The sequence below is a fragment of the Neptunicoccus cionae genome (assembly GCF_002860325.1).
Classification (GTDB): Bacteria; Pseudomonadota; Alphaproteobacteria; order Rhodobacterales; family Rhodobacteraceae; genus Amylibacter; species Amylibacter lutimaris.
Map to the genome: position 1 here is coordinate 869,019 of NZ_PKOJ01000001.1, position 23,626 is coordinate 892,644.

General features: G+C 57.5%; 25 protein-coding genes. 22 read left to right on the forward strand and 3 right to left on the reverse strand.

What is annotated here, in order from left to right; translation table 11 throughout:
* Nucleotides 1–36: 36 nt before the first annotated feature.
* Entirely contained in the window at nucleotides 37–783 is a 747-nt protein-coding gene (locus C0U40_RS04175; RefSeq protein ID WP_101654453.1) for a sulfite exporter TauE/SafE family protein, read from the forward strand.
* Here C0U40_RS04175 and mazG read toward each other — a convergent pair.
* Entirely contained in the window at nucleotides 780–1,622 is an 843-nt protein-coding gene (gene mazG / locus C0U40_RS04180) for a nucleoside triphosphate pyrophosphohydrolase (RefSeq protein WP_101654454.1), read from the reverse strand. The genes C0U40_RS04175 and mazG overlap by 4 nt on opposite strands.
* Nucleotides 1,623–1,666: 44 nt before the next feature.
* Between mazG and C0U40_RS04185 the strand changes: the two genes are divergently transcribed.
* The 5 genes from C0U40_RS04185 to C0U40_RS04205 all read left to right on the forward strand — a co-directional run bounded on the left by C0U40_RS04185 (nucleotide 1,667) and on the right by C0U40_RS04205 (nucleotide 6,116).
* The gene (locus C0U40_RS04185) at nucleotides 1,667–2,836 is read left to right on the forward strand and encodes a M20 aminoacylase family protein (RefSeq protein WP_101654455.1); all 1,170 of its coding nucleotides are present in this window, start codon (nucleotides 1,667–1,669) and stop codon (nucleotides 2,834–2,836) included.
* A gap of 95 nt (nucleotides 2,837–2,931) precedes the next feature.
* Nucleotides 2,932–3,807: a glutathione-dependent disulfide-bond oxidoreductase gene (gene yghU, locus C0U40_RS04190; RefSeq protein ID WP_101654456.1), complete on the forward strand. Its 876-nt coding sequence runs from the start codon at nucleotides 2,932–2,934 to the stop codon at nucleotides 3,805–3,807.
* Between the two features lie 82 nt (nucleotides 3,808–3,889).
* Nucleotides 3,890–4,537 (forward strand): peptide-methionine (S)-S-oxide reductase MsrA, encoded by a 648-nt coding sequence (gene msrA, locus C0U40_RS04195; RefSeq protein ID WP_101654457.1) that lies wholly within the window; start codon nucleotides 3,890–3,892, stop codon nucleotides 4,535–4,537.
* Nucleotides 4,538–4,702: 165 nt separating this feature from the next.
* Nucleotides 4,703–5,575, forward strand: a complete 873-nt coding sequence (locus C0U40_RS04200) for a 50S ribosomal protein L11 methyltransferase (RefSeq protein WP_101654458.1) — start codon at nucleotides 4,703–4,705, stop codon at nucleotides 5,573–5,575.
* Between the two features lie 226 nt (nucleotides 5,576–5,801).
* On the forward strand, nucleotides 5,802–6,116 hold the full coding sequence (locus C0U40_RS04205) for a hypothetical protein (protein ID WP_101654459.1): 315 nt from the start codon (nucleotides 5,802–5,804) through the stop codon (nucleotides 6,114–6,116).
* A 187-nt stretch (nucleotides 6,117–6,303) separates the two neighbouring features.
* Here the strand turns inward: C0U40_RS04205 and C0U40_RS04210 are convergent, their stop codons facing one another.
* A complete protein-coding gene (locus C0U40_RS04210) occupies nucleotides 6,304–6,513 on the reverse strand; it encodes a DUF1127 domain-containing protein (protein ID WP_101654819.1) in 210 nt (69 codons plus the stop codon).
* Nucleotides 6,514–6,983: 470 nt separating this feature from the next.
* Here C0U40_RS04210 and ruvC point away from each other — a divergent pair, with 470 nt between their 5' ends.
* From ruvC to folD, 16 genes are all read left to right on the forward strand, one after another.
* Nucleotides 6,984–7,508: a crossover junction endodeoxyribonuclease RuvC gene (gene ruvC / locus C0U40_RS04215; protein WP_101654460.1), complete on the forward strand. Its 525-nt coding sequence runs from the start codon at nucleotides 6,984–6,986 to the stop codon at nucleotides 7,506–7,508.
* Nucleotides 7,505–8,191: a Holliday junction branch migration protein RuvA gene (ruvA, locus tag C0U40_RS04220; protein ID WP_101654461.1), complete on the forward strand. Its 687-nt coding sequence runs from the start codon at nucleotides 7,505–7,507 to the stop codon at nucleotides 8,189–8,191. The genes ruvC and ruvA overlap by 4 nt, the downstream gene beginning before the upstream one ends.
* A 94-nt stretch (nucleotides 8,192–8,285) precedes the next feature.
* Nucleotides 8,286–9,314 carry a Holliday junction branch migration DNA helicase RuvB gene (ruvB, locus tag C0U40_RS04225; protein WP_180957614.1) on the forward strand — a complete coding sequence of 343 codons (1,029 nt, stop codon included), beginning with the start codon at nucleotides 8,286–8,288 and terminating at the stop codon, nucleotides 9,312–9,314.
* A gap of 81 nt (nucleotides 9,315–9,395) precedes the next feature.
* Complete coding sequence (locus C0U40_RS04230) at nucleotides 9,396–10,052, forward strand: hypothetical protein (protein ID WP_101654463.1); 657 nt, start codon at nucleotides 9,396–9,398, stop codon at nucleotides 10,050–10,052.
* A complete protein-coding gene (gene ybgC, locus C0U40_RS04235; protein ID WP_101654464.1) occupies nucleotides 10,042–10,434 on the forward strand; it encodes a tol-pal system-associated acyl-CoA thioesterase in 393 nt (130 codons plus the stop codon). Before C0U40_RS04230 ends, ybgC begins: the two co-directional genes overlap by 11 nt.
* A 141-nt stretch (nucleotides 10,435–10,575) precedes the next feature.
* Nucleotides 10,576–11,271: a protein TolQ gene (gene tolQ, locus C0U40_RS04240; protein ID WP_101654465.1), complete on the forward strand. Its 696-nt coding sequence runs from the start codon at nucleotides 10,576–10,578 to the stop codon at nucleotides 11,269–11,271.
* Nucleotides 11,272–11,273: 2 nt separating this feature from the next.
* Complete coding sequence (tolR, locus tag C0U40_RS04245; protein ID WP_101654466.1) at nucleotides 11,274–11,762, forward strand: protein TolR; 489 nt, start codon at nucleotides 11,274–11,276, stop codon at nucleotides 11,760–11,762.
* Nucleotides 11,763–11,771: 9 nt separating this feature from the next.
* Nucleotides 11,772–13,040 (forward strand): hypothetical protein, encoded by a 1,269-nt coding sequence (locus C0U40_RS04250; protein ID WP_101654467.1) that lies wholly within the window; start codon nucleotides 11,772–11,774, stop codon nucleotides 13,038–13,040.
* The gene (gene tolB / locus C0U40_RS04255; protein ID WP_101654468.1) at nucleotides 13,040–14,365 is read left to right on the forward strand and encodes a Tol-Pal system beta propeller repeat protein TolB; all 1,326 of its coding nucleotides are present in this window, start codon (nucleotides 13,040–13,042) and stop codon (nucleotides 14,363–14,365) included. The genes C0U40_RS04250 and tolB overlap by 1 nt, the downstream gene beginning before the upstream one ends.
* 102 nt (nucleotides 14,366–14,467) lie before the next feature.
* Entirely contained in the window at nucleotides 14,468–14,977 is a 510-nt protein-coding gene (pal, locus tag C0U40_RS04260; protein WP_101654469.1) for a peptidoglycan-associated lipoprotein Pal, read from the forward strand.
* 72 nt (nucleotides 14,978–15,049) lie between these two features.
* A complete protein-coding gene (gene ybgF / locus C0U40_RS04265) occupies nucleotides 15,050–15,880 on the forward strand; it encodes a tol-pal system protein YbgF (protein WP_101654470.1) in 831 nt (276 codons plus the stop codon).
* A gap of 16 nt (nucleotides 15,881–15,896) precedes the next feature.
* The gene (gene tilS, locus C0U40_RS04270) at nucleotides 15,897–17,123 is read left to right on the forward strand and encodes a tRNA lysidine(34) synthetase TilS (protein ID WP_101654471.1); all 1,227 of its coding nucleotides are present in this window, start codon (nucleotides 15,897–15,899) and stop codon (nucleotides 17,121–17,123) included.
* 79 nt (nucleotides 17,124–17,202) lie between these two features.
* The gene (gene ftsH / locus C0U40_RS04275) at nucleotides 17,203–19,134 is read left to right on the forward strand and encodes an ATP-dependent zinc metalloprotease FtsH (RefSeq protein ID WP_101654472.1); all 1,932 of its coding nucleotides are present in this window, start codon (nucleotides 17,203–17,205) and stop codon (nucleotides 19,132–19,134) included.
* A 152-nt stretch (nucleotides 19,135–19,286) separates the two neighbouring features.
* On the forward strand, nucleotides 19,287–19,874 hold the full coding sequence (locus C0U40_RS04280; protein ID WP_101654473.1) for an MOSC domain-containing protein: 588 nt from the start codon (nucleotides 19,287–19,289) through the stop codon (nucleotides 19,872–19,874).
* Between the two features lie 165 nt (nucleotides 19,875–20,039).
* Nucleotides 20,040–21,716, forward strand: a complete 1,677-nt coding sequence (locus C0U40_RS04285; protein ID WP_101654474.1) for a formate--tetrahydrofolate ligase — start codon at nucleotides 20,040–20,042, stop codon at nucleotides 21,714–21,716.
* Nucleotides 21,717–21,813: 97 nt separating this feature from the next.
* Nucleotides 21,814–22,713, forward strand: coding sequence for a bifunctional methylenetetrahydrofolate dehydrogenase/methenyltetrahydrofolate cyclohydrolase FolD (gene folD / locus C0U40_RS04290; protein WP_101654475.1), 900 nt, complete (start codon nucleotides 21,814–21,816; stop codon nucleotides 22,711–22,713).
* 190 nt (nucleotides 22,714–22,903) lie between these two features.
* Here folD and pdeM read toward each other — a convergent pair whose 3' ends face one another.
* The gene (gene pdeM / locus C0U40_RS04295; RefSeq protein WP_101654476.1) at nucleotides 22,904–23,590 is read right to left on the reverse strand and encodes a ligase-associated DNA damage response endonuclease PdeM; all 687 of its coding nucleotides are present in this window, start codon (nucleotides 23,588–23,590) and stop codon (nucleotides 22,904–22,906) included.
* Nucleotides 23,591–23,626 lie beyond the last annotated feature (36 nt).

Here is a 23,626-nt window from a genome sequence, read left to right on the forward strand (position 1 = left end):
GTGGTGCGCTGCCTGATTTGGGGCTAAGCATGCGCCATGACTGATTATATCCTCCTTATCATTGCAGCCTTCGGGGCTGGCGTCCTGAACACCATAGCCGGTGGTGGCACATTTCTGACGTTTCCGGCACTGGCCTTTACCGGCGTTCCTCCTGTTGTTGCCAATGCAACTTCAGCGGTGGCGGTGTTTCCGGGGTATCTGGCAGGTGCAGTTGGCTTCAAGGATGAGTTAAAGGCATTTAACCGGCGTCAGATGGTACGGTTGACGGTGATCACACTGGCTGGTGGCTTGGTCGGGGCGCTGCTGCTGGTGGTTTCCTCAAACGAGGCTTTCGCCGTTGTTGTGCCCTTCCTGCTGCTTGTTGCGACGCTGGCTTTCTGGTTCGGGGATGCCATCCGCGACTGGGCCGCCCGCAAGGCCCGCGCGGTGACACCTTTCGGTGCGGCAGGACTGTTTCTGGTCAGCATCTATGGCGGATATTTCAACGGCGGTCTGGGGATTGTGCTGCTGGCGTTATTCTCGCTTTGGGGGATGACCAACATTCACGAGATGAACGGGCTGAAAAACGGACTGTCTTTTGCACTTTCCGCAATCTCGGTGGCTGCCTTTGCGATCAGCGGGCTGGTAGAGTGGCCCCAAGCCATTGTGATGATGGTGGCGGCGACTATCGGGGGATATGCCGGTGCGCCGGTCGCGCGAATCCTGCCCAAAGCCGTGGTGCGCGCCATTGTCATTCTTGTCGGCCTCAGCATGAGCGCGGTGTTCTTTGCGCGGCTGTTCTAAGTTCCTGCGCGCTCTGCTGCCTTGGCCGCATTCCACAGTCCGTCCATTTCATCCAGATCAGAGTCCTGTGGCGTCTTGCCTGCGTCTTCCAGCGCGTCCTCGATATATTCGAACCGGCGGGTGAACTTGCGGTTGGCGCTGCGCAGCGCCTCTTCGGGATCAATTTGCAGGTGCCGCGCCAGATTGGCCATGACGAACATTAAATCCCCGAATTCTTCGACCTGTTTGTCGCGGGGAAGGGTGTCCACCGCTTCGACCAGTTCGCGCGCTTCTTCGGTAATTTTGTCGAGCACCTGAGTCGTCTCCGGCCAGTCAAACCCCACACGCGCGGCACGTTTTTGCAGCTTTACCGCACGGGTCAGCGCCGGCAGATTGCCTGCGATCCCGTCCAGCGTGCGGGTCTTGGTCTGTCCTTTGTCCGCCCGTTCCGCCGCTTTGATCTTTTCCCAGTCGGCGGTTTGCTGCGCTGCGGATTTGTCACGGCTTTCATCGCCGAACACATGGGGGTGCCGGTGGATCATCTTGTCGGCAATCTTTTTGGTGACGGATTCAAAGGTAAAATGCCCGTCCTCCGCCCCCATCTGGGTATAATAGACCACCTGCAACAGCAGATCGCCCAGCTCCCCCTCCAGCTCTGTCATATCCCCGAGCGCGATGGCGTCAGCAACTTCATAGGCTTCTTCGATGGTATAGGGCGCGATAGAGCCATAATCCTGTTCGATGTCCCAAGGGCACCCCGTTTCAGGGTCACGCAGACGGGCCATGATTTCCAGCAGACGCGGAAGGCCGCCGTTCGGATCAAGACAAAGGGATTGGGAGGCGGATTGGTCTTTACTCATGCTTCGGGGTTCCTGATAGTCCGCCCAAAAGGAGACCAGAATCCATGGCCGTGATCAACCGCATTGCAGAATATTTTGAAGACATGAAGGAATGGCGCCAGCATCTGCATGCCCATCCCGAACTGGACATGGACTGTCACCAGACCGCCGCGTTTGTTGCAGAAAAGCTGCGCGCCTTTGGCGTCGATGAAATCCATGAAAAAATCGGCGTCAGTGGCGTTGTCGGAATCATCAACGGGCAGGGCGACGGGCCGACCATCGGGCTGCGGGCGGATATGGACGCGCTGCCCATGCCAGAGGAAACCGGACTGCCCTATGCCAGCACGGTTGAGGGCATGATGCACGCCTGTGGTCATGACGGGCACACCACTATGCTGCTTGGCGCAGCCCGTTATCTGGCTGAAACCCGCAAGTTTTCGGGGCGCGTGGCGCTTATCTTCCAACCCGGCGAAGAAGGCTCCGGTGGTGCGCGGTTCATGGTGGAAGACGGTCTGATAGACCGGTTCAATATTTCACAGGTCTACGGGCAGCATTCCCTGCCCAAATCCCCGATCGGCAACATAGAAACCTGCACCGGACCCTTGCTTGCAGCCGCAGATGACTTTGAAATCCATATCACCGGCGCGGGCGGCCATGCGGCAAGCCCCCATGAATCTGTCGATCCGGTGATGATCGCAGTGAATATGTACCAGAACCTGCAGTCCATCGTGACCCGCAACGTTGATCCGATCAAAACAGTGGTGCTGTCCCTGACGCAGATCCATTCCGGAACCACCCATAACGTTGTGCCCGAAACAGCCATGCTGGCCGGTACTGTGCGCACATTCGACAAGGATGTGCAGGCGCTGGTGGTGGAACGGATGAAAGCGATAATACACAGCACTGCAGAGATGATGGGCGGAACGGCAAGGCTTGATTACAACTACGGCTATCCGGCCACCATCAACGGTCCGGAAAAGACCAACTTTGCCTGCGATGTCGCTGCCGAAGTTGTCGGGGAAACCCGTGTTGCACGTGCCATCGCCCCGACAATGGGCGCAGAGGATTTTTCTTATATGCTGGAAGAGGTACCCGGAGCCTACTTCTATATAGGGAACGGCGACAGCGCCTATCTGCATCACACGAAATACGATTTCAACGACGAGGCCAGCCCGACGGGCGCTTCGGTTCTCGCCCGAATTGTGGAACGCGCCCAGCCCCTCGCCGCAGGGTAATTTGTTCACAAAACCTTGCACTGCGGAATTGGGCTTTGCTCTCCTCCAAGGGTCACACTAGGTTCAGCGCCAACATGAAATTGAAGGAAGTGACTATGTCTGAAGAATATGTACCGCCAAAAGTCTGGGAATGGGATTCCGAAAGCGGCGGCAAGTTTGCCAATATCAACCGCCCGATCGCAGGGCCAACCCATGACAAGGAACTGCAAGTCGGGAAACATCCCCTGCAGCTCTACTCTCTGGCGACACCCAATGGGGTAAAAGTTACGGTCATGCTGGAAGAACTGCTCGCAGCCGGCCACACTGGTGCGGAATATGATGCGTGGCTGATCAATATCGGCGATGGCGACCAGTTCGGCAGTGGTTTTGTCGATGTGAACCCGAATTCCAAAATTCCGGCGCTGATGGATCATTCCACTGAAACACCCACGCGCGTGTTCGAAAGCGGTGCGATCCTGCTGTATCTGGCCGAAAAATTCGGGGCGTTCCTGCCAACCGATCCGGCAGCGCGGACCGAAACTCTGTCATGGCTGTTCTGGCAGATGGGCTCTGCGCCTTATCTCGGTGGCGGTTTTGGCCATTTCTATGCTTATGCACCTGAAAAATTCGAATACCCGATCAACCGCTTCGCAATGGAAGTGAAGCGGCAGCTGGATGTTCTGGATCGTCGTCTGGGCGAGTCCGAGTATCTGGGCGGCGCCGAGTATTCCATCGCGGATATGGCAAACTGGGCGTGGTACGGTGTGCTGGCGCAGGGCAAGATTTACGAAGCGGGCGAATTCCTGCAGGTAGACAGCTATAAAAACGTCCAGCGCTGGCAAAAGGCTATTGCCGCCCGTCCGGCCGTTCAGCGGGGGCGCATGGTGAACCGGGCTTTTGGTCCACTGGAAGAACAATTGCGCGAACGCCACGATGCGTCGGACTTTGAAACCCGCACACAGGACAAGCTGGAACCGGCCGAAAACGCCTGAGCATTATCACGGGGCTGTGCAGGCGGCTGGAATTTCCGCCTGCACACAACTATCTTGGCTATAACCCATGAGGAGATTTGCCATGCTGTTTTCATCTAAACCTACTACGATTCCTGCCCCTGCCGATTGCCTGCCGGGCCGTGCGAATGAACTGCCGACTGCGGAAATGCACTTTGTAAACGGTCGTCCGCTGAAAGGGCCGATCCCCGACGGGTTCGAGGAAGCAATCTTTGGCATGGGTTGTTTCTGGGGTGTGGAGCGCCTGTTCTGGAAGCTTGATGGAGTCTGGTCCACAATGGTGGGTTATGCAGGGGGATCGACCCCGAACGCCACTTACGAAGAAGTATGCACCGGTCAGACCGGCCACAATGAAGTTGTGCGCGTGATCTATGATCCTTCGGTGATCAGCTACGAACAACTGCTGACAGTATTCTGGGAAGGGCACGACCCGACACAGGGCATGGCGCAGGGGAACGATCGGGGCACCCAGTATCGCAGCGGCATCTATACGTTCTCGGAGGAACAGCAGGCATTGGCCGAGGCTTCCCGCGAGGCGTTCCAGCCAAGATTGCGGGAAAAGGGCTTCGGGATGATCACAACCGAAATCCTGCCCGCGCCGACATTCTATTATGCCGAGGATTACCACCAGCAGTATCTGGCAAAAAATCCGGCGGGCTATTGCGGGATCGGTGGAACAGGTGTGACCTGTCCGATTGGCGTCGGTGCCTGACCACCGAGACTATATTAACTGGAAATGATAAAGACCGGATGCAGTAAACTGTGTCCGGTCTTTTCTGTTCAGGCGGAAGTGCCTGATTTGCAGGCCATTCGGGCATGACGCTTGACGATGCGCCTGCACTTACCTAATCGGAACACAACGATTGGAGCCTGCAAAATGCCGACATTTACCGCCCTGACCACACTCAGAGACAAATCCCGCGCCGAAGCTCTCGCCGAGGCATGTGAAGATCTGATCCCCGAACCTACCGGCGTTGGCGTCTTCGAAGTGGAAGACGGCTCCGGCACATGGGAAGTCGGCGCCTATTTCATCGAACAACCTGACGATATTGCCCTGTCCCTGCTTGCTGCGGCCCATGATGCGAAACCCTTTGCTATTTCCGAACTGCCGGAAACCGATTGGGTTGCCCATGTGCGCCGCGAACTGGCCCCGATCCGTGCAGGACGGTTTTTCCTTTACGGCAGCCACGACGCCGATCAGGTGCCGCAGGATTGTGTGCCCTTGCTGATTGAGGCGGCAATGGCCTTTGGTACCGGCCACCACGGTACAACGCAGGGGTGCTTGCAGGCGCTTCATGATCTCGACACCAAAGGGTTTCGGGGCAAAAATGTGGTGGATGTGGGATGCGGCACCGCTGTTCTGGCGATGGCGGCTGCCAAAATATGGCAGGGAATCGTGCTGGCGAGCGACATCGACGAAGTCGCTACAGACACGGCGGCAGCCAACGTAGCCTGTAACGATCTGGACGGTCGTGTGGAAATTGTCACATGCGCCGGCTTTGATCACGCACGTCTGCGGGAAAAGGCTCCTTATGATCTAATATTTGCTAACATATTGAAAGGGCCGCTAATTGCCTTGGCCCCGGACATGGGGGAAAGCTGTGAGGCAGACGGATATGTGATCCTCTCCGGTATCCTGAACGAACAGGCCGAAGATGTAAAAGCGGCCTATAACGCTCAGGGTTTTGATCTGGTGGACCATCTTACTGTTGGGGAATGGTCAACGCTCTGTTTACAAAAGCGGCCTTAATCTGCCCAGATTTTGCCCCAATTCACGCCTAGTTTTGTCTAAGCAGTTTGCATCGCCGCGGATGAGGCAAAACAGTCTCGGATTTCCCGTCGATTAAAGTATTTGGTTCGTGTGTATTTGCGAATGTGTAAGGGCACGGGGTGCAGACTGCACGACACTCAGCCAGTGTATTTTGGACTGTGTGTTTTGTAACCTGTAGCTGGCCTGTATTTGGGGTAAGAGTATCATGACCGAGGATCTAAAAACCTTTCAAAAGCGCATTGCCCGCGTTGATCCGGACTTCAATCCAACAATCTGGCGCAAGTGGCAGCGGCGCCCCCGCCGCAAGATTCACATTCCTCTGGCAAGAACGGCCCTGTGTATGGTGCTGCTTTATGGCACTGTCACTGTCACCAAGGTCGTGATGATAAAGGAACTTGGCCCGCAGGGATATGAAGCCAAAGTCGCACAGCTTGCCTCTGGTACCGACGGATCCAGGATTGCAGCGAAACTGCTTCGCCGCGATCCGATAATCAACTATGTGGAAGGCAACTTTCTTTAAGCCGGTTCACACATGACCTGTTAGAAGGGCGGCCCAGTATCGGGTGCGCCCTTTTTTTGTTGCCAGCACCCCCCCGGACGCAAAAAAGACCGCTGAGGGAGGGCAGCGGTCTTTTTCAGTTACGGCATCTAAGCCGCTGGAAGGCAGCGCACAACAGGGAGGAAATTGCGCTGCCTTGTTCCTACGCTCAGAAGCGTGTCGGGATGTTGTCAAGATCGCCACGGATCAGGCCGATGTCGTTCAGTTCACGATCGGACAGCTGGGACAGGATTTTGACGGTTTTGCGCTTTGTGTTCCACTCTACGAATGCAGAAAATGCTGCTTCGAGACGTGCAACCACAGTGTGTGTTGCAATGGCACCAAAAGGAGCCACGTATGTGTTGGGAGCCAGGGCCATGATAACTTTCCTTATGAGTGAATGACGCAGCGCGTCGGTTCGTTTGAGCCCCAGATAGGTTGGGTTTTCTGCGCATTCAAATGTCAAAATCGCATAGCTGAACTGCCTGTTTTGCATAGCTGAATCGCGATGTCGCTTTTGAATTACGAAGGCCGGAATCGGGCTGGTTTTTGCGGGAAAATGTCGTTTTTAGAACAGGTGGAAACGCCCCCCGTTTTGTAACAGTTCTGCTATGTTTTTCGGTTCGCATCGCAGGGCCCGATTTCGTGGCTTTCCGGCAACAGGTCGCTTTTCAGGGCGGTGTTCAAAACCGACTTTTCATCACCCGAAAGCGCACAGCGGGTTCTGCGCGGGCAAAGTGGAGGCGAATCATCTCTCCGGTGTCCCGCGTATTCTGCTTGGCGGATGTTCTCGTTTCGTGCTACGACTGGCGAAAATAACAACAAGAGCAGCGACAAGGCAGGGCAGCTATGCGCGTTATCGGGATTGATCCGGGCTTACGCAATCTGGGTTGGGGGATCGTGGATGTGGCAGGGACACGGGTGTCCCATGTGGCCAACGGTATCTGCAAGTCCACCACAGGCGGACCACTGGCACAGCGGTTGCTGAGCCTGCACAGCCAGCTTGAGGATGTGATCCGGCGCCACCAGCCGACGACCTCGGCTGTTGAAAATACATTCGTGAACAAGGACGGTGCCGGAACACTGAAGCTGGGTCAGGCGCGGGGGATCTGTTTGCTGGTTCCCGCGCAATTCGGGCTGGAGGTGGCAGAATATGCGCCCAATGCAGTGAAGAAGGTCGTGGTCGGTGTCGGCCATGCGGATAAGAAGCAGGTACTTCATATGGTGAAGATGCAGCTTGGCGGGGTAGATCCGGTCGGGCCGGATGCGGCGGATGCGCTGGCTATTGCCCTGTGCCACGCCCATCACGCACAGTTTTCAGGGCGGCTCGACGCGGCACTGGCCAAAGCGGAGACGCGAAAGGGGGCCGCATGATCGGCAAGATTACAGGTCGGGTAGACTATAAGGCAGCAGATCACATTCTGGTGGATGTTCAGGGGGTCGGTTATCTGGTCTATTGTTCAGAACGCACCCTGACGGCGGTACCTCCCAAGGGCGGTGTCGTGGCTCTTTATACAGACCTTCTGGTGCGCGAGGACAATCTGCAACTTTTCGGCTTTCTGACGCTGGCGGAAAAGGAGTGGCACCGGTTGTTAACCAGTGTGCAGGGGGTTGGGGCCAAAGTAGGACTGGCAATCGCCGGAACGCTGGGGGTAGAGGGCGTCAGCCGCGCGATCACCCTTGGAGATGTGGCCGCAGTCAAGGCAGCGCCCGGTGTCGGGCCGAAGCTGGCACAGCGCATTGTCGTGGAACTGAAGGACAAGGCGGCCAGTGTGATCGCCATGGGCGCGCAAGGGTCCGAGCAGGTGCAGGCTGATGATTCCGTGGTGATTGAAGCCCCAGTGGCGAAAAACGCACCCGCTGCACCAGTTGCGGCCGTCTCTGCAGGCGCAGCCTCTGCTGGCGCGCAGGCGGATGCGCTCTCGGCGTTGGTTAACCTTGGTTACGGCCACGGGGATGCCGCAATGGCAGTCGCGCAGGCGGGCGGTGATGCCCCCGAAGCGGACAGCGGTGCGTTGATAAAGGCAGCCTTGCGGTTGCTGGCACCGAAAGCCTAAGTCGCGTGTTACGCAGGCCGGTTGGAAAAGAGTGCCTCCGGCGGGAGTATTTGGGGAACATTGAAATGATGTCTGTATTTGATTGGTGGATTTTGTGAGCGAGCCTGATCCAACCCTGCGCCCTGATGCGCGTCCCGAAGATATGGACCGCGCGTTGCGGCCCCAAACGCTTGACGAGTTTACGGGGCAGGCGGAAGCGCGGGCCAACCTGAAGGTCTTTATCGAAAGCGCCAAGATGCGCGGGCAGGCGATGGATCATACATTGTTTTATGGTCCGCCCGGATTGGGCAAGACCACGCTTGCCCAGATTGTCAGCCGCGAGTTGGGCGTGAACTTTCGCATGACCAGCGGGCCGGTTCTGGCAAAAGCGGGCGATCTGGCGGCGATTCTGACCAATTTGGATGCGCGGGATGTGTTGTTCATTGACGAGATCCACCGGCTGAATCCCGTGGTGGAGGAAGTGCTCTATCCTGCACTGGAAGATTTTGAACTGGATCTGGTGATCGGGGAAGGTCCGGCAGCGCGAACTGTTCGGATTGATTTACAACCCTTTACGCTGGTGGGGGCGACGACGCGACTTGGTCTTCTGACAACGCCCCTGCGGGACAGGTTCGGCATTCCGACACGGCTGGAATTTTATACCGTGCCGGAACTGTGTTCCATTGTGGAGCGCGGCGCACGGCTGATGGGAGCGAAATCCACGCCGGACGGGGCGATGGAAATTGCCCGCCGCGCCCGAGGCACGCCGCGCATCGCAGGGCGGTTGTTGCGCCGCGTGGTGGATTTTGCGGTTGTGGAGAGTGACGGAACGGTGACGCAGCAACTGGCGGACCGGTCGTTGACGCGGCTCGGAGTGGATCATCTGGGGCTTGATAATGCGGACCGGCGCTATTTGCGGATGATTGCCGAGAATTTTGCCGGCGGGCCGGTCGGGGTGGAAACCATGTGCGCCGCGCTGAGCGAGGCGCGGGATGCCATTGAAGAGGTGATTGAACCTTATCTGTTGCAGCAGGGTCTGATCCAGCGCACGCCTCGTGGCCGGATGCTGGCGGCTAAAGCATGGGCTCATCTGGGGCTGGACGCGCCCAAGCGCGGACCCCAGGGCGAGCTGTTCGACGGCTAGGGCCGGCGCGGATTTCGGGGGTGAGTATTTGGCGAACATTGAAGGGTGCAGCCGGATTTCGAATCCGCTAGAAGGGCTGGCATGAGCACGATCACGCAAAACCCCGCCCCTTTGTTTACCGCCGCTGATACCACCTATCGCTTTGCCCGCTGGGGCAGGCCGCTGGCGCCTGTCGTCTTTGGTGTGGGTGACGAGAGTTTGCCCCATCTGAAAGAGGCGATCGCCCAGACGGTAGGGATCACCGGCGGTGTGTTGGCGGAAACCGATCCCGAACTTGGCGCGAACTTTATGTGGTTCTTTTGCCGGAGCTGGTCCGAACTGGCCGCAGTGCCCAATCTGGACAAGCTGTTGCCGAATTTCGACCGGCTGATGGCCTCGCTTGAGGAGCAGGGGGCGAGCCGCTACCGGTCTTTCGGATTTGACAGGGACGGGGCTGTGCAGCTTTGCATTGTGCTTATCCGTGTGGATGCGGCGACCGAAGCGATGTCGCTGCAAACCCTTGGCACCAGCGAGACGTTTCAGTCCCTGCTGACATGGGGAGAGGGGGCCTTTGCAGAGGAATCGCCCATCGCTATTATTAAAAGCAACAATATGTGCATCGTAAAACCGGAGTATGCCGCCATCGTCCGTGCGGCCTATGATCCGATGATGCCCGCTGCTACAGAAGACCCGAGCCACGCGCTGCGCCTGTCGGCCCGTGCAACGAAACTAGTGCAGGATATCGAAGATGGTGCATGAGTTTCCGGTCCGCGTGTATTACGAGGACACGGATCTGGCCGGCATTGTCTATTATGCCAATTATCTCAAGTTTATCGAGCGAGCGCGCTCTACCATGGTGCGCGAGGCGGGGCTTGACCAGATGGCCCTGAAAGAGGGGGAAGGGCTGGTCTTTGCCGTGCGACACGTGGATGCGACCTATCTGCGGCCTGCCAAACTGGATGATGCCCTGACCATTGCTACAAAACTGCAACAATTGTCCGGCGCCAAGCTGCTGTTCGAGCAGGATGTCATGCGGGGCGAGGAGAAGCTGTTTTCCTCAAAAATTACAGTGATTTGCATGAATGCTGCGGGCCGCGTTGTGCGTTTGCCGGCAGAAATTCGCGCAAAACTGGGACTGTAACGTACATTTCACTGCCGACCCTGCAATGAAATATGGTTTTTTCCGTGCCGCCTGATTATGTTTACTGCAACAATCACGCCGTTGGCAAACAGCGGCATCAGGCAGTCTTGGATGTAAGACGTAACATAGTCGGGCGGACACATGGAAACTGAAACACTCGCCGCAGTGCAGGAGGTCGACTTCTCGATGCTTGCGCTGTTCCTTCGCGCAACTCTCACGGTGAAGCTTGTGATGCTGATCCTGATCTTTGCCAGCATCTGGAGCTGGGGGATCATTATCCAGAAGTTCATCAACTACCGGATTGCCCGTCGGGAATCGGAAAAATTCGATCGGGCCTTCTGGTCGGGTGATCCGCTGGACGAGTTGTTTGACCGGCTCGGGCCGGAGCCTTCCGGCGCAGCTGAACGGATTTTTGCGGCCGGTATGGTGGAGTGGCGGCGCTCCCACCGCAGTGACGGCAATCTGATTGCCGGTGCACAGGCACGGATTGATCGCAGTATGGATGTGGCCATCAACCGTGAGAGCGAGAAACTGAACAACGGGCTGACCTTTCTGGCAACCGTGGGCGCGATTGCCCCGTTTGTGGGTTTGTTCGGTACGGTTTGGGGGATCAAGAACGCCTTTGAGGAAATCGCGATCCAGCAGAACACCAACCTCGCCGTTGTGGCGCCCGGTATTGCAGAGGCGCTGGTGGCAACTGCGCTCGGCCTGTTGGCTGCGATTCCAGCTGTTATCTTTTACAACAAGCTGAGCACGGATTCCGACCGGATCATCAGCGGTTTCGACAGCTTCGCCGATGAGTTCGCTACAATCCTGTCCCGTCAGTTGGATAGCTGATCATGGGGGCCGGTGTTGTAGACAGAGGTGGCGGAGGCGGTCGCAAGGGCCGTCGCAGCCACGGAAAAAGCAAGCCGATGGCGGAAATCAACGTGACACCCTTTGTGGATGTGATGCTGGTACTGCTGATCATTTTCATGGTGGCTGCCCCGTTGCTGACCGTTGGCGTGCCGATCGAATTGCCCAAGACTGCGGCACAACCCCTGCCGACCGAGGAGGAAGAGCCTCTGGCGCTGGCGATTGCGGCGGATGGAACGCTGATGCTGCAAAACACTGAAATCAATCGCGCCGATCTGGTGGCCAAGATGCGGGCTATTGCAGCGGAGCGTCAGGACGACAAAGTGTTCCTGCGCGCGGACGGGGCGGTGCCCTATGCCAGCGTTATGGAAATCATGGGCGCGCTGAATGCAGGCGGGTTCCGCAATATCGGGCTGGTCACGGATGCGGGTGGTCCGCGTCTGGACGGGACCGACGCCCCGGCGGAGCAGTAGGGGCGTTCCGTGGAGACCGGCACCAAAATATCAATCGGAATGCATGGCATCCTGTTGGGGCTGGCCGCCTTTGGTGGCCCGCTGTTTGACAGTGACGAAAGCAAGGCAATCCAGATTTCCGAAGTGTCGATCATCACGAGCGCGGAATTCGACGGTCTGATGTCCAGCGCGCCGTCCCCGCAGCTGGACGAACCTTCACAGTCCCTGCCTTCGCCACAGGAAGAACCGTCGCAAACAGTGGACGCGCCGCAAGTGGAAACACCGGTCGAAGAGCCGCCGGTTCAGGACAACCAGACACCGCCAGAGACCGATACACCGCCTGAAGCTCCTGATCTTGCAGAGGCGGCAGAGCCGGACACGCCCCCAGAGCCGGTAGTGGAAACTCCACCGGAGCCAGCAGTGGAAAGCACCGAGACCGCAGAGCAAGCGCAGGAGGCAACCGGCAACACAGTCGTTACGCCGGACGCTCAGGTTTCCGATACAGACACAAGCGGTCAGGTTTCGCCGGACCGTCTGGCGTTGCTGCGGCCGAAACCCCGCCCGGCACCGCGAATCGACAATAAGGTCTCGCCCGAGCCGCCAACAGATGCACAAACCGGCGCGGAAGCTGTGGAGTCCACCACACCAAGCGAAGAAGCGGCCGAGCCCGAAGAGACAAAAGAAGAAGTTGCACCAAAGGAAAGCACGACCGAGATCGTGACCGAAGCAGAGCAGGACCCGAATTCGGCTGCTCCGGTGAAATCCGCACGGCCCAAAGGCCGGCCCTCGGATATTGTCGCCCGTGCGCAGGCTGCCAAGGATGCAGCCCGCAAGGCAGCAGAGCAGGAACAGGCCAGACAGGCGGCAACCGATAAGGCAGCAGCAGACAAGGCAGCTAAGGAAGCACAAGCCCGTGCCATTGAAGAGGCGGTCAAAGCCGCCGCTGCCGAAGCCGCAGCAGAGGCCGCAGCCAAGCCGAGCGGACCGCCCCTGACAGGGCGTGAAAAAGGGGCTTTGGTGCTGGCCGTGCAGCAATGCTGGGCGCCGCCGGTTGGTGTGCAGGGTGCTGCAGATCTGGTTGTGACCCTGTCGGTTGAGCTGTCGCAAGATGGTAAACTGGTAGGAAATCCGAAATTGATTGAACCATCCGGCACTCCGCAGGGTTTGGTTCAGCAGGCCTATGAGGCAGGACGGCGGGCCCTGATCCGTTGTGCGCCTTACAGCCTGCCCCAAGACAAATACGAACAATGGCGGCAAATCGAAGTCGTCTTTAACCCCCAAAACATGGCGGTGAGATAATGAAACAGTTTTTGAAGCTCTGTATACTGGCAGCAGCGGTAATAGCTCCGCTTCAGGGGCAGGCCCAAAGTGACGGGCCGCTGCGGATCGAGATTACCGAAGGTGTGATCGAACCGATGCCGATTGCGATCCCCACCTTTGTGGCAGAAAACGCCGGCGCGCAGTCCTTTGCCCAGCAACTGACGGATGTTGTAACCGCCGATCTGGTGAATACGGGTTTGTTCCGTGCCATTCCGGCCAGCGCCCATATCGGCACCATCTCCAATTTCAACGCACCGGCCCAATTCTCAGACTGGAAGGCGATCAATGCGCAGGCTCTGGTGACAGGGGCGGTAAGCCTGACCGAAAACAACCAGATGGTTGTTAAATTCCGTCTGTTTGATGTCTTCGGGCAAGAGCAACTGGAAGGCGTGCAATTTGCGGCCAGCAGCCAGAGCTGGCGCCGGATGAGCCATAAGGTCGCTGATGTGATCTACAGCCGCCTGACCGGTGAAGACCCCTATTTTGACAGTCGCGTGGCCTATATTGCTGAAGAAGGCCCCAAGAACGACCGTAAAAAGCGGGTTGCTGTTATGGATTATGACGGGGCCAATGTGCGTTATCTGACCGGAAGCGAGGATATTGTTCTCGCGCCGCGTTTTTCACCAAATGCGCGGGAAATTATCTATACCACCTATGAAACCGGTGTGCCGCAGGTCTTCCTGATGAATGTGGATACATTGTCCCGGCGCGCCCTTGACGCTGCCGGTCAGGACATGACCTTTGCGCCCCGTTTCAGCCCTGATGGTCGCAAGGTCATTATGTCGCTCAGCAACGGGGGCAACTCGGATATTTACACGTTTGATATTGCCACCGGACAGAAAACCCAGCTGACAAATTCTCCTGCCATTGAAACCGCGCCAAGCTTTAGTCCTGACGGCAGCCAGATCGTGTTTGAAAGCGATCGGGGCGGCGGGCAGCAAATCTATGTTATGCCCGCCAACGGCGGTGAGGCGAAGCGGATCAGTTTCGGGCCCGGACGATACGGCACGCCGGTCTGGTCTCCGCGCGGTGATCTGATCGCCTTCACCAATATCAGCGGCGGCCGCTTTCACATTGGTGTGATGCGCACAGATGGCAGCCAGGAAAAACTGCTGACCGGATCGTTCCTTGATGAGGGGCCGACATGGTCTCCGAACGGGCGTGTCATTATGTTTTTTCGCGAAACCCAAGGGGAAAGCGGTGCCCCTGCGCTCTACTCTATGGATGTGACGGGCCAGAACCTGCGTAAGATTACAACACCCACCTTTGCCTCCGATCCGGCCTGGTCCGGACTGCTGGAGTAGGTGACACGGCATTTCCCATAAGGTAGAAGAACTGCTATAGATGCAGTGAATTTAACGCAGTTCCAAAGCGCCCGAGACGCTGATGAACGAAAGGATGAGCAGATGAAAATGACAAAAATCGGCCTGATGCTGGCCTGTGTGACCGCGCTTGCAGCCTGTGACATGCGCCCCAAGACCGGCGATGACACCGGATACAGCGGCGCGAATGCGAACGGAGCCGGTGTGGGTGGGGTGAATGATCCCTCTTCGGTGGCTTACTTCAACCAGACCATCGGGGATCGGGTGCTGTTTCTGGTAGACCAGCATACCCTGACGCCAGTGGCGATGCAGACACTGGATGGGCAGGCAAACTGGCTACAGCAAAACAGCACTTACTCGGTAACGATCGAGGGCCATGCGGATGAGACCGGTACACGGGAATACAACCTTGCGCTGGGCGCCCGTCGGGCAAACTCTGTCCGGGATTATCTTGTCAGCCGCGGTGTTGCTGAAAGCCGGATCGACACGGTGACCTACGGCAAGGAACGGCCGCTGGCGATCTGCTCGAACGAAGAATGCTGGTCCAAAAACCGTCGCGCGGTGACACTGGTGGCGACCGGACTGACCAGCTAGGTCAAAGAGGAACCTGCGCCGTTTGCGGGCCCCGCAGGCGGCGCGTTCAAGAGTATTTGGGGAACATTGAAGATGCGGATTTTGCGGGCAATCTTGGTAGCGGCGGTTCTGACGCCTCTGGGCGCGCAAGCGCAGGATGGCGAAACGCTGGCGGATATCCGGCAGGAACTGGAGTTTCTCTACGCCGATATTGTTTCCATGAAGCGGGAACTCTCTACCACCGGAGCCGCAACCCAAAGCAGCAGCAATGCTCCGGCCCTTCAACGGATTGATGCACTGGAAGCCGAAATGCGGCGACTGACCGGCGCAATCGAGGAAAAGCAGTTCTGGATCGAAAGTATCGTCAGTGACGGTACAAACCGGATCGGTGATCTTGAATTCCGTTTGTGCGAGATGGAGGCAAACTGCGATGTTTCCTCGCTGGACCGGACCGCTCCTTTGGGCGGCAAGGTGTCGACCCGTCCGCGTGCGCCGGTTCCAACCGGTGGCGGTGTTCAGACGGGCGGGACAAGCGGGACCACAAGTACCGAACAGAATACGTTCCAGCGTGCCATGGCTGCTTATGAAGCGCAGGACTATGCCAGTGCAGCCGCACAATTTGATACGTTGATTTCCAACTTTCCCGGAGGGCCGCTGACCGGCGAAGCCTATTACTGGAAAGGTGCGGCTCTGGCTGCGCAAAACAACTGGGACGGCGCAGCGCGCAGTTTTCTGGAGAGTTTCAGCGGCGCGCCTCAAGGCACCAAAGCACCGGAAGCGCTTTACCGGTTGGGTCTGAGCCTCAAGGAACTGGGCCAGCAAGAAGAGGCTTGTCTGATGCTGGCAGAGGTGCCGATCCGCTATCCGGCCGCTTCTATTCTCGGGGAAGCGCAGGCCAGTCGCAGCGCCATAGGGTGTTCCTGACCCGTCGGCGCAAGCTATGACGCCTGCGTTTTATCAATACATGGAAACCGTGCCGGAAGGGCCGCTTGGGGTGGCTGTTTCGGGTGGTGGCGATTCGCTTGCCCTGCTTGTTCTGATGGTGGATTGGGCAGATCAGACAGGCCGACACATTTCTGCGGTGACAGTGGACCACGGCTTGCGGAATGGCTCTGATGCGGAAGCCCGGTCTGTGGCGCAATTGTGCGCAGACCTCGGCGTTCCCCATAAAACGCTCTTGTGGCAGGACCATCCCGAACGGGGCAACTTGCAGGACAATGCGCGACAGGCGCGGCAGCGATTGATTGCAGATTGGGCGCGGCAACAGGGGATCACAGCTGTCGCTACAGGACATACAAAAGACGATCAGGCAGAGACCCTGTTGTTGCGGCTGAAGCGGGGCAGTGGTGTGGACGGATTGTCGGGCATCCTGCCGCAAAGGATGAAAGACGGAGCCTTGTGGGTGCGGCCGGTGCTTGAGGTGCGCCGCGAGGCCTTGCGCAATGTCCTGCGGGAACGGCAGTTAGAGTGGGTGGAAGATCCGAGCAACGAGGATACCCGTTTTGATCGGGTGAGAATGCGTAAGGCTCTCACATTGCTGGAAGAACTGGGGTTGGGCGTCGAGGTTCTGGCCGATACTGCGACCCGTCTGCAACCGGCCCGCACTGCATTGGAAACGGCAAGCAAAGCTGCCCTGCTGCGTATCGCGACCCCCCGTGCAATTGGCTCGGTCCGGCTTGATGCCGAAGCCCTTTCGAATGAGCCTGAAGAAATCCGATTACGCATCCTTGCCCACTGTCTGCGCTGGGTCTCTGGCGCGCCGTACCGCCCACGCTTCAAAGCGTTGAAACGGGCTTTGACAGCCTGTCTGGAACGCCGGTCGCACAGCCTGTCGGGCTGCCTTATCGCGCCGTTCGGAGCCGGTGGGAGCGAAATCACGCGGGAGGTTGCTGCGGTGCCTGCAAGCCATGGGGAAACCTGTGCGTTTGACGGGCGCTTTAAGTGTGAACCAGCCAGCGGAGTGTGGCGTCCTTTGGGGAAAGACGGGATAATCCAGCGGCCGGAATGGCGTGAAACTGCCGAAAGCAGAAATGCTATCCTCGCCTCTCCGTCTTTATGGTATAATAACGAATTGAAGTCGGCGCCCTTTGTCGATAATAACCCTGACTGCAAGTGTTGGCTGCGGAATGGAACAGAAAGTTTTTATGCAACCATTGTGACGCATTGAAACTACCCCGCGGAAACCTATGTTTCACGTAACACTTTATTAAATACTCGGCACGTAAAGTGCCTTAAGGAGAACCGCCTTGGGAAATACCAAAAATCTGGCTTTTTGGGTCGTGCTGTTTCTGCTGATCGTTGCCCTCTTCAACATGTTCAGCAACGGACAAAGCGCTGGCAACGAGAATCAGATCACTTATTCCGAATTTATCCAGTCCGTTGAAAAGGGGAATGTGTCCGAAGTTCAGATGGATGGTGAATTGATCACTATCGTGAACAAGGATGGTTCCCGCTTCCAGACGATCCAGCCCCGCGCGGCGATGGAATCCGACAAGCTGACCGATCAGATGATCGACGCGGGCGTGAATGTGAACGTCAAGGCGCAGGAACAATCCGGTTTCCTTTCTGCGATGTCCTTGTGGCTGCCGTTCTTGGTGCTGATCGGGGTCTGGATTTTCTTTATGAACCGGATGCAGGGCGGCGGACGTGGCGGCGCAATGGGTTTCGGGAAGTCCAAGGCTAAACTGTTGAATGAACGTCACGGGCGGATCACTTTTGATGATGTGGCCGGTATCGACGAAGCCAAAGACGAACTGGAAGAGATTGTCGAATTCCTGCGTGACCCGCAAAAATTCAGCCGCCTTGGTGGTAAAATTCCCAAAGGGGCGCTGCTTGTCGGTCCTCCCGGTACTGGTAAAACCCTTTTGGCCCGTGCCATCGCGGGGGAGGCTGGCGTACCTTTCTTCACCATCTCCGGTTCCGATTTTGTGGAAATGTTTGTGGGTGTGGGTGCATCCCGCGTCCGCGACATGTTCGAACAGGCAAAGAAAAACGCGCCTTGCATTGTCTTCATCGATGAAATCGATGCGGTCGGCCGCCACCGTGGCGCCGGTTACGGCGGTGGCAATGACGAGCGCGAGCAAACACTGAACCAGTTGCTGGTTGAAATGGACGGTTTTGAAGCCAACGAAGGTGTGATCCTTCTGGCGGCAACCAACCGACCAGACGTTCTGGACCCTGCGCTGCTGCGTCCGGGCCGGTTTGACCGTCAGGTTCAGGTGCCAAACCCCGACATCAATGGCCGCAAGAAGATTCTTGAGGTACATGCCCGCAAGACTCCGCTCGGGCCGGATGTGGATCTGCGCATCATCGCCCGTGGTACTCCCGGATTTTCAGGTGCGGATCTGGCGAACCTCGTGAACGAATCCGCCTTGATGGCTGCACGGACCGGCAAACGCTATCTGACGATGGAAGATTTCGAAAACGCCAAAGACAAGGTCATGATGGGTGCTGAGCGCCGTTCTATGGTGATGTCCGAGGATGAGAAAAAGCTGACCGCCTATCACGAAGCAGGACACGCTATTGTCGGTCTGAATGTGCCCCAGCACGATCCGATCCACAAAGCGACAATCATTCCGCGCGGCCGTGCGCTGGGTCTGGTATTGTCCCTGCCGGAACGGGATCAGTTGTCTGTGACCAAGACCAAATATAAGTCGCAGATTGCGATGGCGATGGGTGGTAAGGTTGCGGAAGAACTGATCTTTGGCGAAGAGAATGTGACCTCCGGTGCATCTTCTGATATCCAGCAGGTCACGCGAATTGCGCGGGCGATGGTTACGCAGTTCGGCATGTCTGACAAGCTTGGCAATATCGACTATGCGAACCGTCAGGACACTTACCTCGGTCCGCAGGGCGGCGGTGTAAACGCTGGCCCTGACACACAGGAAATCATCGACGCAGAAGTGCGCAAGCTGGTGGACGAAGGCTATGAACGGGCCAAGCAGATTCTGACAGAACATGCGGACCAGTTGGAAAACATGGCGCAAGGTCTCTTGGAATACGAAACCCTCACCGGGGCTGAAATCAAGAAAGTCATCGCTGGCGAACCGTTGAACCGTGGTTCGGATGATGACGATGACACAGACACCGGTGGAAACTCCCCCAGTGTGGCTGCTGTTCCGAAAACGAAGAAGCCGAAGAACACACCCAAAGGGGATATGGAACCCGATCCTGTGTAACGATCCGTTCGTTTCAGTAATCACCGATATTGATCCTGTAAAAGGCCCGCGCCCCGCGCGGGTCTTTTCTTTTGGTCCGGTCTGGGGTCTAACTTGCCACGAACCACGCCAGAGGGTGTGGACCCGTAACAAACTGTTAAGGAAGAAGCCCCATGCCGGCATTGAAACCCACGACCTACAGCTGCGAGATCGTCTACCTTGGCGTGGTGCCGGACCGTGAAGCGGCTCTGGCCTCGGATTCCCACAGCGAAGTATTTGCCAGTTTCGCAGGTGTAGAAGGCGAATGCCACGCGGGCCTCACCCGTCCGTCTTGCTCTCGCGTTTTATCCCAGCATCCAAGAGGCACGGAAATCCGCAATGCACGCCAGTTTTCCATCGTCAGTGCCGAAGAACTTGATCTGATTGCTGCAGAAATCGGACTGGATAGCATTGATCCGGCATGGCTTGGGGCCAGCATCATGGTGCGCGGCCTTCCGGATTTCACCTTCATCCCTCCTTCTTCGCGTTTGCAAACCGAAGAGGGCACAACTCTTGTTGTGGATATGGAAAACCGTCCCTGCATTTTTCCCGGAAAAGAAGAACTGGAACCGCGCCATCCGGGAAAAGGCAAGCTGTTCAAGACTGCGGCCACAAACAGGCGCGGCGTGACCGCCTGGGTGGAGCGGGAAGGGGTACTGCGGGTTGGGGACCGCTTTACCCTGCACATTCCTGACCAGCGTCAATGGGCTCCGGAGGCCTGACACAGCGTGGAAGGCATTAAAACTGCCCTTGGGTCAGCGTGAATCAACACAGGCGGCGATTACGGGTGGGATTGTGTCGTATTTGCTCTGGGTTAGAGGGCGTGTTTTTCGGCATTAATTACCGATGTGACACTGCAAGACCACCAGACACAGGGAAGAGTGAAAATGGCTTACAAGACCGACATCGAAATCGCGCGGGAGGCGTCGAAACTACCGATCCAGGAGATCGGCGCGAAATTGGGCATCGGCACGGATGACTTGCTTCCGTTCGGCCATGACAAAGCCAAGGTCAGCCAGTCCTTTATCGATTCCGTGCAAGACCGCAAGAACGGCAAGCTGGTGCTGGTAACGGCCATCAACCCGACCCCGGCGGGCGAAGGCAAAACCACAACTACCGTCGGGTTGGGCGACGGGCTGAACCGGATTGGCAAGAACGCCTGCGTTTGTATCCGTGAGGCGTCCCTCGGCCCGAACTTCGGGATGAAAGGTGGCGCGGCGGGCGGCGGGTATGCCCAAATCGTGCCCATGGAAGACATGAACCTGCACTTTACAGGGGACTTCCATGCGATCACCTCTGCCCATTCCCTGCTGTCCGCTATGATCGACAACCATATCTATTGGGGCAACGATCTTGAAATCGATGTGCGCCGCGTGGTCTGGCGCCGCGTTGTGGATATGAACGACCGTGCCCTGCGGCAGATCACGGCTTCTTTGGGCGGTGTTGCGAACGGTTTCCCGCGTGAAGCAGGATTTGACATCACGGTCGCCTCCGAAGTGATGGCGATCCTGTGTCTGGCGCGCAATCTGACGGATCTGCAAGAACGGCTGGGCAATATGATCGTTGCCTACCGTCGCGACCGCACCCCTGTTTACTGCCGCGATATCAAGGCGGACGGTGCGATGACTGTACTGTTGAAAGACGCGATGCAGCCCAATCTGGTGCAGACACTGGAAAACAATCCGGCCTTCGTGCATGGCGGACCTTTTGCAAATATCGCCCATGGCTGTAATTCCGTTATGGCCACGACAACAGCGCTGAAACTTGCGGATTTCGTGGTGACGGAAGCAGGCTTCGGGGCGGATCTCGGGGCTGAGAAATTCCTCAACATCAAATGCCGTAAGGCTGGTCTGGCACCGGATTGCGTTGTGCTGGTGGCCACGGTACGCGCAATGAAGATGAACGGCGGCATCGCCAAGGCCGACCTTGGGGCAGAGAATGTGGATGCGGTAAAGGCCGGCTGTCCGAACCTTGGCCGTCATATCAGTAACCTCAAAGGTTTTGGTGTGCCTGTTGTTGTGGCCATTAACCATTTTGTCACCGACACGGATGCCGAGGTGCAGGCGGTGAAGGATTATGTGGCTGCGCAGGGTTCCGAGGCGATTGTGTCCCAGCATTGGGAATTCGGCTCCAAAGGCTCCGAAGCGCTGGCAACCCGCGTGGCACAGATCGCCGAAAGCGGCGCTTCCCAGTTCGCCCCGCTTTATCCCGACGAAATGCCCCTGTTCGAAAAGATCGAAACTATCGCCAAGCGGATCTACCGTGCGGATGAGGTCCTTGCGGATAAGAAAATCCGTGATCAGCTGCGGCTGTGGGAGGAACAGGGCTATGGCGACTTGCCGGTCTGTATGGCGAAAACGCAATATTCCTTCTCGACCGACCCGAACCTGCGCGGTGCACCAACCGGACATTCGGTTCCTGTGCGTGAGGTGCGGCTAAGCGCGGGCGCGGGTTTTGTTGTTGTCGTCTGCGGTGAAATCATGACGATGCCGGGCCTCCCCCGTGTCCCCAGTGCGGAGAACATCCACCTGAACGAAGCAGGCCAGATCGAAGGACTGTTCTGATCAGGACCTGCCTGTTATAGCGATGGCATAATCACCATGTCCGGCCGGGGGCTTTGCCTCCGGTCAGGCTATTCGAGAGACAGAGAAAGGTCATAAAGTGACTGGGAAAATTATTGACGGCAAAGAGTTCGCAGCCTCCGTGCGGGCCAAAGTGGCTGAACATGTGACGCGGTTGAAGACTGATCACAATGTCACGCCGGGCCTTGCTGTGGTGCTGGTTGGCGAAGATCCGGCCTCTGAGGTTTATGTGCGCAACAAAGGCAAATCTACGCTGGAAGTGGGCATGAACTCTTACGAACACAAGTTGCCTGCAGACACATCCGAGGAAGATCTTCTGGCGCTTATTACCCAGTTGAACGAAGATCCGGCGGTCCACGGCATCCTGTGCCAGCTTCCTTTGCCTGACCACTTGGACGAGGAATTGGTGATCAACTCGATCGTGCCGGAAAAAGATGTGGACGGCTTTCATATTTCCAATGTCGGCCTACTGAGCACCGGACAGAAGTCCATGGTGCCCTGCACACCGCTTGGCTGTCTGATGATGTTGCGCGACCACCACGGCAGCCTGTCGGGGCTGAATGCCGTAGTTGTCGGCCGCTCCAACATCGTGGGTAAGCCGATGGCGAACCTGCTGTTGAAAGACAGCTGCACAGTCACAATCGCCCATTCCCGCACCAAGAACATCGAAGCACTTTGCCGTACCGCTGACATCGTTGTGGCCGCTGTAGGGCGGCCCGAAATGGTGACCGGAGAGTGGATCAAAGAGGGGGCAACTGTGATCGACGTAGGCATCAACCGGATTCCCCATCCCGAAAAAGAAGGCAAGACAAAGCTTGTCGGTGATGTGGACTTTGCATCCGCCGCGGCAAAAGCCGGCGCGATCACACCTGTTCCCGGTGGTGTGGGTCCGATGACTATTGCCTGCCTGCTGGCCAATACGGTTACAGCCTGCTGTCGTGCCAACGGTCTGGACGAGCCGGAAGGGCTGACCGCCTGACACGACAATTCAAAAGAAAAGCGCGGCGTCGTTCAACACCCCGACGCCGCGCCCTTAGACAATTACTTTTCAGAACGGCTCGCGCGTATTTCGCGCACTGATACTCGATTACATTTACCCGGTTACAGTCCAGCCGTCCGACCGGCCCAATCGCACCGGTTCACGTCAGATAGAGCGCGCTTTGTTCGCATCAAGCCTCAAGTTGCGGTTCTCTGGCCTTTTCCATCGGGACCGGCAGTGCTTGTGATCCCGTCAAGACAGCCAGCGCCTTTCCAGACATCAAAGGCGCAAATACCGGATCGCAACAGCGCAGTCCGCCGGTATAAGCCCCGAAGGCAGGTAGGATAACGCGGCTTTGGTCAATCAGGAAACAGGGGCGCGACATGCGGCCTGCTTTGGACCTGAGGCTTGCCTTGGGGTGGTAGTGGCCGGAAATTTCGCCTTGCGCGCCGGATTGGGCGATATGGCGGAACACCAGCGGGCCGGTTTTGAACTCTGCCATATGGGTGCCCCCAAGCGCCACCGGCCCCGGATCGTGGTTGCCTTGAAGCCATATCCAGCGTCGTCCCGCCATCAGCGTGGTAAGCTGGGCGTGGTCTTCAGGCTCCAGTGCGTCCTGCCCTGCATCATCGTCAAAACTGTCGCCGAGGCAGATCACGCTGAGCGGATCAAGCGCATCTATCGCTTGTGCCAGCCGGTTCAGGGTCTCGCGGTTTTCATAGGGAGGCAAAAGCGCGCCGCCCCGTCGGGCGATCCGGTCGGATTTGCCAAGGTGAAGATCGGATACACAAAGCAGGCGTCGCTCCTGCCACCAGAGCAGGCCGGAGGCGAGAGCTGTCAGGGTGATCCGGTCCAATGTGAATGAATAGCCGTGCATCGCGGCGTCATGCTACTCCTTGCGCAGGAAATCAAG

What these genes read in the sequence shown, in the direction of transcription:
- C0U40_RS04175 (WP_101654453.1), top strand. Translation starts at nt 37, where the DNA reads ATGACTGATTATATCCTCCTTATCATTGCAGCCTTCGGGGCTGGCGTC.
- mazG (WP_101654454.1), bottom strand. Translation starts at nt 1,622, where the DNA reads ATGAGTAAAGACCAATCCGCCTCCCAATCCCTTTGTCTTGATCCGAAC.
- C0U40_RS04185 (WP_101654455.1), top strand. Translation starts at nt 1,667, where the DNA reads ATGGCCGTGATCAACCGCATTGCAGAATATTTTGAAGACATGAAGGAA.
- yghU (WP_101654456.1), top strand. Translation starts at nt 2,932, where the DNA reads ATGTCTGAAGAATATGTACCGCCAAAAGTCTGGGAATGGGATTCCGAA.
- msrA (WP_101654457.1), top strand. Translation starts at nt 3,890, where the DNA reads ATGCTGTTTTCATCTAAACCTACTACGATTCCTGCCCCTGCCGATTGC.
- C0U40_RS04200 (WP_101654458.1), top strand. Translation starts at nt 4,703, where the DNA reads ATGCCGACATTTACCGCCCTGACCACACTCAGAGACAAATCCCGCGCC.
- C0U40_RS04205 (WP_101654459.1), top strand. Translation starts at nt 5,802, where the DNA reads ATGACCGAGGATCTAAAAACCTTTCAAAAGCGCATTGCCCGCGTTGAT.
- C0U40_RS04210 (WP_101654819.1), bottom strand. Translation starts at nt 6,513, where the DNA reads ATGGCCCTGGCTCCCAACACATACGTGGCTCCTTTTGGTGCCATTGCA.
- ruvC (WP_101654460.1), top strand. Translation starts at nt 6,984, where the DNA reads ATGCGCGTTATCGGGATTGATCCGGGCTTACGCAATCTGGGTTGGGGG.
- ruvA (WP_101654461.1), top strand. Translation starts at nt 7,505, where the DNA reads ATGATCGGCAAGATTACAGGTCGGGTAGACTATAAGGCAGCAGATCAC.
- C0U40_RS04230 (WP_101654463.1), top strand. Translation starts at nt 9,396, where the DNA reads ATGAGCACGATCACGCAAAACCCCGCCCCTTTGTTTACCGCCGCTGAT.
- ybgC (WP_101654464.1), top strand. Translation starts at nt 10,042, where the DNA reads ATGGTGCATGAGTTTCCGGTCCGCGTGTATTACGAGGACACGGATCTG.
- tolQ (WP_101654465.1), top strand. Translation starts at nt 10,576, where the DNA reads ATGGAAACTGAAACACTCGCCGCAGTGCAGGAGGTCGACTTCTCGATG.
- tolR (WP_101654466.1), top strand. Translation starts at nt 11,274, where the DNA reads ATGGGGGCCGGTGTTGTAGACAGAGGTGGCGGAGGCGGTCGCAAGGGC.
- tolB (WP_101654468.1), top strand. Translation starts at nt 13,040, where the DNA reads ATGAAACAGTTTTTGAAGCTCTGTATACTGGCAGCAGCGGTAATAGCT.
- pal (WP_101654469.1), top strand. Translation starts at nt 14,468, where the DNA reads ATGAAAATGACAAAAATCGGCCTGATGCTGGCCTGTGTGACCGCGCTT.
- ybgF (WP_101654470.1), top strand. Translation starts at nt 15,050, where the DNA reads ATGCGGATTTTGCGGGCAATCTTGGTAGCGGCGGTTCTGACGCCTCTG.
- tilS (WP_101654471.1), top strand. Translation starts at nt 15,897, where the DNA reads ATGACGCCTGCGTTTTATCAATACATGGAAACCGTGCCGGAAGGGCCG.
- C0U40_RS04280 (WP_101654473.1), top strand. Translation starts at nt 19,287, where the DNA reads ATGCCGGCATTGAAACCCACGACCTACAGCTGCGAGATCGTCTACCTT.
- C0U40_RS04285 (WP_101654474.1), top strand. Translation starts at nt 20,040, where the DNA reads ATGGCTTACAAGACCGACATCGAAATCGCGCGGGAGGCGTCGAAACTA.
- pdeM (WP_101654476.1), bottom strand. Translation starts at nt 23,590, where the DNA reads ATGCACGGCTATTCATTCACATTGGACCGGATCACCCTGACAGCTCTC.